This is a genomic window from Gelidibacter sp. F63206 (assembly GCF_023015735.1).
This window is the reverse complement of the sequence record NZ_JALKAU010000055.1, coordinates 21,958-32,767: the sequence shown is the minus strand read 5'-3', so window position 1 is coordinate 32,767 and position 10,810 is coordinate 21,958. Positions and strand designations below refer to the sequence as shown.

General features: G+C 37.4%; 11 protein-coding genes and 1 pseudogene. 8 read left to right on the top strand and 4 right to left on the bottom strand.

Going from position 1 to position 10,810, the window contains the following annotated elements:
* Both MWU32_RS02525 and MWU32_RS02520 read right to left on the bottom strand, forming a co-directional pair.
* A pseudogene (locus tag MWU32_RS02525) lies at window positions 1-103 on the bottom strand (alpha/beta hydrolase); the annotation flags it as partial.
* A gap of 75 nt (window positions 104-178) precedes the next feature.
* The gene (locus MWU32_RS02520; RefSeq protein WP_246937499.1) at window positions 179-892 is read right to left on the bottom strand and encodes a pyridoxine 5'-phosphate synthase; all 714 of its coding nucleotides are present in this window, start codon (window positions 890-892) and stop codon (window positions 179-181) included.
* An 87-nt stretch (window positions 893-979) separates the two neighbouring features.
* Between MWU32_RS02520 and MWU32_RS02515 the strand changes: the two genes are divergently transcribed.
* From MWU32_RS02515 to murI, 8 genes are all read left to right on the top strand, one after another.
* Entirely contained in the window at window positions 980-1,636 is a 657-nt protein-coding gene (locus MWU32_RS02515) for a CBS domain-containing protein (RefSeq protein ID WP_246937492.1), read from the top strand.
* A gap of 4 nt (window positions 1,637-1,640) precedes the next feature.
* Complete coding sequence (locus MWU32_RS02510; RefSeq protein WP_246937490.1) at window positions 1,641-2,522, top strand: NAD kinase; 882 nt, start codon at window positions 1,641-1,643, stop codon at window positions 2,520-2,522.
* A 99-nt stretch (window positions 2,523-2,621) separates the two neighbouring features.
* On the top strand, window positions 2,622-3,311 hold the full coding sequence (locus tag MWU32_RS02505; protein ID WP_246937488.1) for a DUF6089 family protein: 690 nt from the start codon (window positions 2,622-2,624) through the stop codon (window positions 3,309-3,311).
* Between the two features lie 57 nt (window positions 3,312-3,368).
* On the top strand, window positions 3,369-4,052 hold the full coding sequence (locus MWU32_RS02500) for an isoprenyl transferase (RefSeq protein WP_262914700.1): 684 nt from the start codon (window positions 3,369-3,371) through the stop codon (window positions 4,050-4,052).
* Between the two features lie 4 nt (window positions 4,053-4,056).
* The gene (locus tag MWU32_RS02495) at window positions 4,057-6,606 is read left to right on the top strand and encodes an outer membrane protein assembly factor (protein WP_246937497.1); all 2,550 of its coding nucleotides are present in this window, start codon (window positions 4,057-4,059) and stop codon (window positions 6,604-6,606) included.
* A gap of 171 nt (window positions 6,607-6,777) precedes the next feature.
* On the top strand, window positions 6,778-7,800 hold the full coding sequence (locus MWU32_RS02490) for an OmpH family outer membrane protein (protein WP_246937484.1): 1,023 nt from the start codon (window positions 6,778-6,780) through the stop codon (window positions 7,798-7,800).
* 39 nt (window positions 7,801-7,839) lie between these two features.
* Window positions 7,840-8,349, top strand: a complete 510-nt coding sequence (locus tag MWU32_RS02485; RefSeq protein WP_163517725.1) for an OmpH family outer membrane protein — start codon at window positions 7,840-7,842, stop codon at window positions 8,347-8,349.
* Window positions 8,350-8,422: 73 nt separating this feature from the next.
* Window positions 8,423-9,202, top strand: a complete 780-nt coding sequence (murI, locus tag MWU32_RS02480) for a glutamate racemase (RefSeq protein ID WP_246937482.1) — start codon at window positions 8,423-8,425, stop codon at window positions 9,200-9,202.
* A 121-nt stretch (window positions 9,203-9,323) separates the two neighbouring features.
* On the opposite strand, the gene MWU32_RS02475 is transcribed toward murI, so the two are convergent.
* On the bottom strand, window positions 9,324-9,842 hold the full coding sequence (locus tag MWU32_RS02475) for a gamma carbonic anhydrase family protein (RefSeq protein ID WP_246937480.1): 519 nt from the start codon (window positions 9,840-9,842) through the stop codon (window positions 9,324-9,326).
* Between the two features lie 153 nt (window positions 9,843-9,995).
* Window positions 9,996-10,730: a LytR/AlgR family response regulator transcription factor gene (locus MWU32_RS02470; protein WP_246937478.1), complete on the bottom strand. Its 735-nt coding sequence runs from the start codon at window positions 10,728-10,730 to the stop codon at window positions 9,996-9,998.
* Window positions 10,731-10,810: the final 80 nt, after the last annotated feature.

The window sequence follows — 10,810 nt, the reverse complement described above, 5'->3', positions numbered from 1 at the left end:
TGAATTGCGTGCCTAATGTCTTCCAATTGTCGCTCATGCCCAAAAATCCATGGAGAAAAATAAAGGATTGGCCTTGGCCTAAAATAGTGGAATGGAGATTCATGATGATTTTTGATTTTTGATTAACGATTGTTGATTTATGACCGATGACCGATGACTGATGACTGATGACTGCCAACTATTTCAACTGTCTCAAATACATATTGATTACATTTTCAATGCCCAAATACAAACTTTCAGAAATTAAGGCATGTCCAATTGAAACTTCCAACAAATCAGGAATATTCTGCTTGAAATATTTGATATTATCTAAAGATAGGTCATGCCCTGCATTTAGGCCCAGACCCAGCGCACTGGCTAAAATAGCGCAATCTCTATAAGGTTTAATTCCCATTTTATCCCCGAGACTGTAGGCGTCTGCATAAGCTTCAGTATACAATTCAATCCTATCTGTTCCCGTAGCTTTTGCACCTTCGATTTGCTTCATTACAGGATCCACAAAAATAGACGTGCGAATCCCGTTCTGTTTAAATTCTTTGATGACGTCTACCAAAAAATCTTTATGTTTAATCGTATCCCATCCAGCATTTGAGGTAATGGCATCTTCAGCATCAGGCACTAAAGTAACCTGAGTAGGCTTCACCTCCAAAACCATATCCATAAATTGACGGATCGGATTACCTTCAATATTAAATTCAGTATATACTTCTGACTTTAAATCATACACATCCTGATAACGAATATGTCTTTCATCTGGTCTTGGATGGATGGTGACGCCTTGGGCGCCAAACTTTTGAACATCTCTCGCAAATTGAACCACATTTGGAACATCCCCTCCTCTCGAATTTCTAAGGGTTGCAATCTTATTGATATTTACGCTCAACTTTGTCATAGCTTTTATTTTAAAGAACAAAAATACAAAGTAGATCATGCTTATTGTTGTTATTTTTAATTATTTTGCAAGAACAAAACCAAGAACATGCCCTTAAGAGAATATATTATTAATGATATTAAGCCACTCAACATTAATGATAAGGTAAGCGACCTTAAATTGATGTTCAATGAGCTGACGTATTCTCATATTCCAATCGAAAATAATCAGGTTTACCTTGGATGTATCTCCGAGACGGATGTCCATTGTTTTGACGGCAAAGACACTATTTTGGAATGCAGTCATTCTTTAGAAGGATTTTTTGTGAGGATAGACACGCCTTGGTTGGATGTTCTGGAAACCTTCGCCCATAATTCCTGCAATATTATGCCAGTATTAGATACTCAAAACAACTATTTAGGCTATTACGAGCTCAATGACATTATTGGAAGATTTAATGAAACCCCATTCTTTTCAGAGCATGGCGGCACTTTAATCATTGAAAAAGGCATTCAAGATTATTCGTTTAGTGAAATCTGCCAGATCGTAGAATCCAATGACGCAAAAATTTTAGGTGCGTTCATTTCGAAAATGGAAGATGATCTGGTTCAAATCACACTTAAAATTGGCAGTTTAGGGCTTAATGACGTCATACAAACTTTTAGAAGATATAGTTATAATATCATATCCGGCCACGAAGAGGACACCTATATTGAGAATTTAAAGGAGCGTTCAGAGTACTTGAACAAATACCTTAATATGTAGATCTATGAAAATTGCTATTTATAGTCAGAATTTCAAGAATAAAGAGACATGCATAGGGACACTTTTGAATTATTTGTCGGAGAAGAAAGCTAATGTTTTTATAGAGAATCAATTTTATAGGCTTATTGACAAGCATTTTGACCTAAAAAACAATTATAAGGAATTTGAAGTTTTTCAAACACTCGACAATTCCTTTGACCTGCTCATTAGCATTGGTGGCGATGGCACTATTTTAAGGGCTATAACCTATGTAAGTGATCTTTCCATACCCATTATCGGAATTAATACCGGCCGTTTAGGCTTTTTGGCAACGATACAGAACAATCAAATTGAGAGTGCCCTTGATAGCATCTACGAAGGTAACTACAGAATATCACAACGCAGCCTGTTAAGTATTGAAACCGAACCTGAAAACAAAGATCTTGTTCAGCTCAATTTCGCACTGAACGAAATAGCCATAAGTCGAAAAAACACCACCTCCATGATTACGGTAAACACGCATTTAAATGGAGAGTATTTAACCTCCTATTGGGCAGATGGTTTGATTGTTTCCAGTCCAACAGGTTCTACAGGATATTCACTAAGCTGTGGTGGCCCGGTAATTTCACCAGAGGCAAAGAGCTTTGTCATAACACCTATCGCACCGCACAATTTAAGCGCAAGACCATTGGTTATTCCTGACGACACCCAAATCCAATTAAAGGTTGATGGGCGCGAAGACTTTTATTTGATTTCATTAGACTCACGAATCGCAACTTTGCATAATAGTACTATTGTTACTGTTAAGAAAGCGAGCTTCAAAATAAAGATGATTGAACTCCATAGTGAGAGCTTTATTGATACCCTGCGCAAAAAACTGCTTTGGGGTGAGGATAAACGCAACTAAACAATAAAAGCTTTTAAATACTGTTTATCTGTAATACAATTTGATTCAAATTGCATTAGGCTAATCTTATTTATTATATTTGCAAACTTTTAAAATTATATGAGATATATCATTTTAATAATATTTAGTGTTTGTTTTATCTCGAACATACAAGCTCAAATTTACGAAGGTGGTTTATTCCTTGGTGGAAGCAACTTTATTGGTGATGTCGGTTCAACAACATACATCGCACCCAACAAGCCGGCATTCGGTTTACTGATAAAATGGAATAGAAGTCCGAGACATTCGTTCAGAGCTTCTCTAATGTTTACGGAATTGGAGGGCATTGATGGACGTTCGAATGATCCGAGAAGAATTGCAAGAAATTATAATTTTAAAAATTCAATTTTAGAATTTTCAGCAGGTATGGAATTTACGTTTTTAGATTTTGATCTTCATAGCACTGATCCTCAAATGACCCCCTATCTCTATACAGGAATTTCAACCGCAAGACATAGCAACTACTTCTTTCAAGGAGGTGTCCAAACCACTGAGAATTCACAAAGTTGGGCTTATGGAATTCCCATGATTGTGGGATTTAAAACAACAACCATGATAGATGGCGTCATACTAGGCGCTGAAATTGGGGTAAGATATACCTTCTCCGATGAAATAGACGGAAGTGTTCCAAACGCTCCTTCCAGAGCAGCATTTAGTTTTGGAAATTTAAACAGCAACGACTGGTATGTGTTTTCTGGGATTACCCTAACTTACACCTTTGGTCAAAAACCTTGTTATTGTAATTTTTAAGTGGATTTAAAAAAACAGATACATACCGACAAACTTCCCAACCATCTGGCCATTATTATGGACGGCAATGGCCGTTGGGCGAAACAGCAAGGGCTCCTTCGGGTCATTGGCCATGAAAACGGCACTAAATCTGTAAGGGAAGTCGTTGAAGCCAGTGCGGAAATCGGCATCAAACATCTTACGCTTTACGCGTTTTCTACAGAAAACTGGAACCGTCCAAAAGTGGAAGTGCAAACACTCATGAAGCTCTTGGTCAAATCCTTGAAAAAAGAGATTAAAACTTTAAAGGACAATGACATTAGGCTCAACGCCATAGGCTGTTTGAATGATTTGCCAAAAAAAGCAAAAGAAGAACTAGAAGAAGTCATAGAAAAAACCAAAAACAATAAGAGAATGATTCTGACCCTTGCCCTGAGTTATGGCTCTAGAGAGGAACTCATAAATATGGTTAAAAAAATATCTGATAAAGTTAAAAATAATATAATTTCAAGCGATTCTATTGACGAATCCATTATTAATAAGCATCTTTACACGCAAAATTTGCCAGATGTAGACTTGCTCATCAGGACCAGTGGAGAACAAAGAATTAGTAATTTCTTGTTATGGCAAATTGCTTATGCTGAATTATATTTCACCAGTATTTTATGGCCCGATTTTAAAAAGCATGATTTATACACCGCTTTGATTGACTATCAAAATAGAGAACGACGATTTGGAAAAACAAGTGAACAACTCAGCTAACAACATGCTTTTGAAAACAATTTTTAATACCTTTCTCAGTGCCCTTTTTCTTTTAGTTTCCTTGGCTTCTTTTGCACAGGAAAGCCCTTTTAGTTCTGGACAAAAATACACCATAGCTGAAATCACCGTTACTGGCGACACTAATTTTAGTGAAGCAACTATTGTTACTTATTCAGGCTTAAGAAAAGGTGAAGTCATCGACATCCCTGGAGAGCGCATCAGTGAAGCTCTTAAAAAACTATGGGGATCAAATCTTTTCAGCAGTATAGATATCTATCTCACCAAGACTGAAGGTGATCTGGCCTATTTGGAGATTAATCTTCAAGATTTACCTGAACTCAACGACGTGGAGATCAGAGGTGTCAAAAAAGGAAAAAAAGAAGCCTTAATAAAAGACAACAAATTAAACCGAGGTGTCAAGGTCACCGAAAATTTGATTACTACAACCAAAAACTACCTTACCAATAAATACAAAAAGGAAGGCTTTTACAATACCAAGGTCACAGTAACTACAACACCTGTAATGGACTCTATTGAGAAAAGCCGGGTCAATATGTTGGTGAACATAGAAAAGAACGATAAGGTTAAAATCAAAGAGATTGATTTTGTTGGCAATGAAAAACTGAGTGACAAAAAGCTCAGAAAAGCTATGAAGCACACCAAGCAAAGAAACTTTTTACGTTTTCTGAAGCGTTCAAAATACGTGAAAGACAATTATAAAGAAGACTTGGTAAGCGTGATTGACAAGTATAAAGAAAATGGCTACAGAGATGCCCGTGTGATTTCCGATTCTATTTACACCAATGAAGACGGTACGTTATCAATAGCAATCAAGATAGAAGAAGGTGAAAAATATACTTTTGGCAAAATTGCTTTTGTTGGAAATACCATCTTTACTGACCAACAATTAGGTGCATTGTTGGGTATTAAGGAAGGAGACACCTATAATGGTGTGGAACTCAAAAAGAGAATTGCCGACAACTCAAGACCTGACGCGCAAGACATCACCAACCGCTATCAAGACAATGGTTATTTGTTCTCAACAATCAACCCAGTTGAAGTTAGTGCAGATGGAAATGTTATTGATATGGAGATCCGTATCTCAGAAGGAAAACCGGCTTATTTTAACAATGTCACTGTTGTTGGAAATGACAAAACCAATGATCGCGTAATCTATAGAGAGTTAAGAACCCGACCGGGACAGCTTTACAGTAAGAGTGCCGTAGTAAGAACAGTGAGAGAGCTTGGTCAATTAGGTTTCTTTGATGCGCAGCAATTGAGTCCGAATTTTAAAAATGCCAATCCTAATGAAGGGACTTTGGATATGGAATATTCCGTTGTAGAAAAAGGCTCCAGCCAAATCGAACTTCAAGGAGGTTATGGTGGCGGTGGCTTTATTGGAACGTTAGGTCTGTCTTTCAATAACTTTGCCATTAAAGACATCTTTAAAGGCGAAGCCTACAAGCCAGTGCCCACTGGTGACGGACAAAGTTTAGCCTTGCGATTACAGGCGAGTCGTTTTTATCAGACCTATAGCTTCTCTTTTACTGAACCATGGATGGGAGGGAAACGTCCAATCCAATTTTCAACCTCTTTATCGCATACCATGCAGTTCTTGTATAACCCAAGAACAAGAGATGCAGACAAAAGCAAGAGCTTTACTATCACTGGAGTCACTGTTGGTCTTGCAAAACGTTTGACGCAGCCAGATGACTATTTCACCTTATCCCAAGCGGTAAGCTTCCAACATTATGATTTACAGAACTATAACACAGGTCTTTTCACCTTTGGTAATGGTTACTCCAATAACTTAGCATATACCGTTGGTCTTAGCAGAAACAATACCCATACAGATCCAATTTATCCAACTGGAGGCTCGAGTTTCTCTGTCACCGCCAAAATGTCCCCTCCATACTCTATGTTCAACAACGTAGATTATGCTGCATTAAAAGAGGAAAGAGCAGGATTAAACCCATCCGACCCAGATGACTACGCTCGTATGGGAGAAATTGATCAAGAACGTTATAAATGGTTGGAGTTCTATAAAATCAAATTTAAAGGCGATTGGTACACTCAAATTATCGATAAGCTGGTCATTAAATCTGGTCTCGAGTTCGGTTTCCTGGGAGCATACAATAACGATAGAGGGGTGATTCCTTTTGAGCGTTTCTTTGTTGGAGGTGATGGTTTAGGAAACTATTCATTGGATGGTAGAGAGTCCATAGCCATGAGAGGTTATCCAAACCAATCATTGTCTTCACAGGATGGTGGAACAATTTACAACAAATTTTCATTGGAACTTCGTTACCCAATTACATTAGGTGCACAAGCAAAAATTTTCGCTCTAGGGTTCGTGGAAGGTGGAAACTCATTTGATAATTTCAAGGACTACAACCCATTCAACCTTAAGCGTTCAGCGGGTGTTGGCCTAAGAATCTTCATGCCTGCATTTGGATTGTTGGGTATTGACTTTGGTCATGGGTTTGATCCTCTACCGGGACAATTAGAGAAAAACGGGTGGGAAACCCACTTTATTATTGGACAGCAATTTTAAGTTTGGCATGGTATTTTCTATTGATACTTTGACGATTTAGTTGAAGTGTTAAAATTTTTTAGAATATATTTCGTTAATTTGAAAAATATTACGCTGATCAGACAGAGTCGTTAAGTTAATCTGTCGTTTTAGAATTTATAGCGTGACCAATAAATGATAAAATATAAACAGATGAAACACAAAGTTCTTTTTTTAGTGACCGTCTTAAGTCTTTTGAGCTTTACTTCAAATGCACAGCGTGGTGTAAGAATTGGGTATATAGACACTGAATATATTTTACAAAATGTTCCAGAATACCAAGAGGCCACAGCGCAGTTGGATGCTAAAGTCCTTCAATGGAAATCTGATGTAGAACAGCGATTGGCCGCCTTGGATCAAAAAAAAACACAGCTAAACAATGAGCGTGTGCTTTTAACCAAGGAATTATATGAAGAACGTCTTGAAGACATCAGCTTTGAGGAAAAGGAAATTTTGGATTACCAGCAAAAACGTTTTGGTCCAAATGGCGATTTGATGATTCAAAAGACTCAGCTGATCCAGCCCATTCAAGATCAAATTTTTGCGGCAGTTCAGGAAATTGCAGGAAGCAGGGAATATGATTTTATTTTCGACAAATCGGCTGACGTCGTTATGTTATATGCCGCAGAACGTTATGATCTTAGTGAGTTAGTTCTGAGAAGCATCACCAGATCATCAAAACGAACGCAGGCACAAACCAAATCAGAACGTAGAGCCGCAGCAGAAGAAGATGTTGTACCTGTAATCAATAAAGAATTGGATGCGCGTGAACAAGCTTTAGAGGACAAAAGAAATGAACGCATAAAGGAGGTTGAAGCCCGAAGAGCAGAACAACAGGCGATAAGAGACTCCATTAAAGCTGATGTTGATGCAAGACGCCAAAAAATATTGGAAGAAAGAGCAAAGTCCAAAGCTGAAAGAGACAACAAAAATAAACCTCAAGACAGCACATCGGTGAAGACTGAAACAAAAAGTAAAACGGCTGAGGATAGTACCAAGAAAACGGCAGCACAAATTGCCGAGGAAAAAAAACAACAACAAGCCGCTGACCGTGCAGCTCGACAAAAAGAACTTGAAGAACGCAGAAATAAAATACTAGAAGAACGTAGAAAAGCAAAAGAAGAACGAGAAGCCAAAAAAAAATCTAAGGATACCGTTCAAAACAACAATAACTAAAAACAATTAATAATTATAACACGTAATACTATTTTAAAAATGAAACATTTTAAGACCCTTTTATTTGCAGGACTACTTTTTATTGGAGCAACAAGTTTCACTAATGCCCAAAGTAAAATTGCTCATATCAACACGCAAGAGCTCATCAAATCAATGCCAGCAATGAAAAGTGCTCAAGCAGAACTAGAAAAACTTCAGAAAACATATGAGACTGAAATTCAAACTATGGCTACTGAGCTTCAAAACAAAATGAAGCAGTATCAAGCTGAGGTTGACAGTAAGACTGATGAAGAAAATGCCAAGAGATCTCAAGAAGTACAAGGTATGCAACAGAGTATTCGTGAATACCAAAACACAGCCCAACAAGACCTTCAAAAAAAGGAATTTGACTTGTTAAAGCCAATTACGGATAGAGCTGAGGCATCCATCAAAAAAGTCGCCAAAGCTCAAGGATTTCAATATGTGTTGGATTCCTCTCCAGGCTCAGGTGTGATCTTAGCTGAAGGAAAAGACCTTATTGCTGACGTTAAAAAAGATTTAGGTTTCTAAACCTATCTTGAATCGAAACAAAAAAATTACAAGGAAAGCCACTTTTAACAAGTGGCTTTCCTATTTTTGTCCTATGAGCACGCAACCAATTGGCATCTTTGACTCGGGTATTGGTGGGACTTCTATATTTAAAGAAATAAAGGCTCTCCTTCCACATGAGCATACCATTTATTTAGCAGATAGTTTTAATGCCCCCTATGGCAATAAAACTAAACAAGAAATAATTGATTTAAGTATTAAAAATACAGAGTTGCTGATTAAAAAAAACTGTAAGCTCGTTGTTGTAGCCTGTAACACCGCAACCACAAACGCCATCACCACTTTACGAGAGTCCTACAACATTCCTTTTATAGGTATCGAACCTGCCATTAAACCGGCTGCTTTGAGTACACAAACAAAGGCCATTGGTATTTTGGCAACCAAAGGAACGCTTAGCAGTGAGTTATTTCATAAAACCACAGATCTTTACAGTAACGGCATCAAGGTAATTGAACAAGTAGGCGAAGGTATTGTAGCACTTATTGAAGCAGGGAGAACAAACAGTGAAGAAATGAAATCTTTACTGAAAACCTATCTTAAACCCATGCTGGAGGCAGATATTGATTATTTGGTTTTAGGCTGTACACACTATCCCTACCTCCTACCATTACTATTGGACATGCTGCCCAACCACGTCAAAATAATCGATTCAGGCCAGGCCGTGGCGCGTCAAACCAAGGCGGTATTAGAACAGCATCAACTTTTAAATACAGTATCTATACACGGTAATAATCAATTTTACACCAATGGAAACATTGATATTTTAAATGATATTTTAGATGGAAAATATGAGGTTCAAAACTTGAGGTTTTAAAATTTGGCTTATTGTTGATAAAACTGAACATTTTATTTAACATAAATCGTCCTGATTCTTGATTCTCTGTTCTCTGTCTATTTTCTATTTTCTATGTTCTATGTTCTATGTTCTCTGTCCCTTATTCTTCCTTAAACCAACCCGAATACTTAACATAATTTTCCGCAATCCGATGGATTTCACCAGAAATCAATTCAGCACTAATATCCTTTACTTTCTTTGCTGGGACACCGGCATAAATACTTCCTGATTCGACAAGGGTGTTTTGGGTAACCACAGCGCCTGCGGCAATAATGCTATTGCTTTCCACAATACAGTCGTCCATCACAATGCTTCCCATCCCTATCAAGACATTATCGTGAATAGTGCAACCGTGAACAATGGCATTATGACCAATAGATACATTGTTGCCAATATTGGTGGACGATTTCTGATAGGTGGCATGTATAACGGCACCATCTTGGATATTGACCTTGTCACCTATTTTAATGTAATGGACATCGCCTCTTATGACGGCATTGAACCACACGCTACATTGTGTTCCGATGGTGACATCACCTACGATGGTGGCATTTTCTGCGATATAGCAATCATCTGCTATTTGTGGATGCTTTCCGTTTACTGATTTTATGATGGGCATATGAATTCCTTTGAAAAAAGGAATCTCAGAAATATAACTGAGATTTCCTTTAGGTTAATGTTATTGCTTGATGATGGTATTTTTCTGTAAAAAATTTAAAATATTTATAAAATAGAACTTCTAAAATGAGATTCCTGCCTTCGCAGGAATTTGTTACTTAAAATAAGACAATAATTCTGATTTCCTGGAAGCGGACACCATAATTTGTTTACCGCTACTCAACTCAACGCTTCCACCCTTCCCTTTTATGTACTTTACAATCTCGTTGACGTTTACCAAATAGGATTTATGTACTCTTGCAAAACCAGATTCGGTTAAAGCATCTTCAAAATACTTCAAGGTTTTACTGACAAGTTTCTTCTTGTCGGTATTTAAGTAAATTTCAGTGTAATTGTCATCGGCTTTACAATAGAGTATGTCCGCAGAGTTCAGAACCTCAAAACCATCTTGGGTTGGAATGGTGATTTTTCCATCGACACTCTTGGCCTTCGTAACCAAAATCTGATCTTGCAAGGCATCTTCTTTGGTTCTAATCTCCATCACATAATCTACAGCCTTTATCAATTCATCAATAGAAATGGGTTTCATCAAATAATACGATGCATGGGCATTGAGGGCGTCCATCGCATAATGATTATAGGCGGTTACAAAAACGGTCTCAAAATTAATATCGCCCACCTTATCCAACAGATCAAAAGCATTGCCATAAGGCATTTCAACATCTAAAAACACCAAATCCAAATGATGATGTCTTATGAGAACCAAGGCTTCTTCAACATTGGCTGCTTCCCCTAAGATCTCAACATTCGGACAGTATTTCTCGAGGTAATTTTTTAGAATTTCTCTACTGGTCTGTTCGTCTTCTACAATGATTGATTTTAGTTTCATAAAAATGATTTGGAAGTTGGAAGCACGAAGTTAGAAGGAAAATAGTTCTAACATTGTATTTCTATACTTTATTATATAAT

What these genes read in the sequence shown, in the direction of transcription:
- MWU32_RS02475 (WP_246937480.1), bottom strand. Translation starts at nt 9,842, where the DNA reads ATGCCCATCATAAAATCAGTAAACGGAAAGCATCCACAAATAGCAGAT.
- murI (WP_246937482.1), top strand. Translation starts at nt 8,423, where the DNA reads ATGAGCACGCAACCAATTGGCATCTTTGACTCGGGTATTGGTGGGACT.
- MWU32_RS02505 (WP_246937488.1), top strand. Translation starts at nt 2,622, where the DNA reads ATGAGATATATCATTTTAATAATATTTAGTGTTTGTTTTATCTCGAAC.
- MWU32_RS02490 (WP_246937484.1), top strand. Translation starts at nt 6,778, where the DNA reads ATGAAACACAAAGTTCTTTTTTTAGTGACCGTCTTAAGTCTTTTGAGC.
- MWU32_RS02520 (WP_246937499.1), bottom strand. Translation starts at nt 892, where the DNA reads ATGACAAAGTTGAGCGTAAATATCAATAAGATTGCAACCCTTAGAAAT.
- MWU32_RS02485 (WP_163517725.1), top strand. Translation starts at nt 7,840, where the DNA reads ATGAAACATTTTAAGACCCTTTTATTTGCAGGACTACTTTTTATTGGA.
- MWU32_RS02515 (WP_246937492.1), top strand. Translation starts at nt 980, where the DNA reads ATGCCCTTAAGAGAATATATTATTAATGATATTAAGCCACTCAACATT.
- MWU32_RS02495 (WP_246937497.1), top strand. Translation starts at nt 4,057, where the DNA reads ATGCTTTTGAAAACAATTTTTAATACCTTTCTCAGTGCCCTTTTTCTT.
- MWU32_RS02500 (WP_262914700.1), top strand. Translation starts at nt 3,369, where the DNA reads ATGGACGGCAATGGCCGTTGGGCGAAACAGCAAGGGCTCCTTCGGGTC.
- MWU32_RS02510 (WP_246937490.1), top strand. Translation starts at nt 1,641, where the DNA reads ATGAAAATTGCTATTTATAGTCAGAATTTCAAGAATAAAGAGACATGC.
- MWU32_RS02470 (WP_246937478.1), bottom strand. Translation starts at nt 10,730, where the DNA reads ATGAAACTAAAATCAATCATTGTAGAAGACGAACAGACCAGTAGAGAA.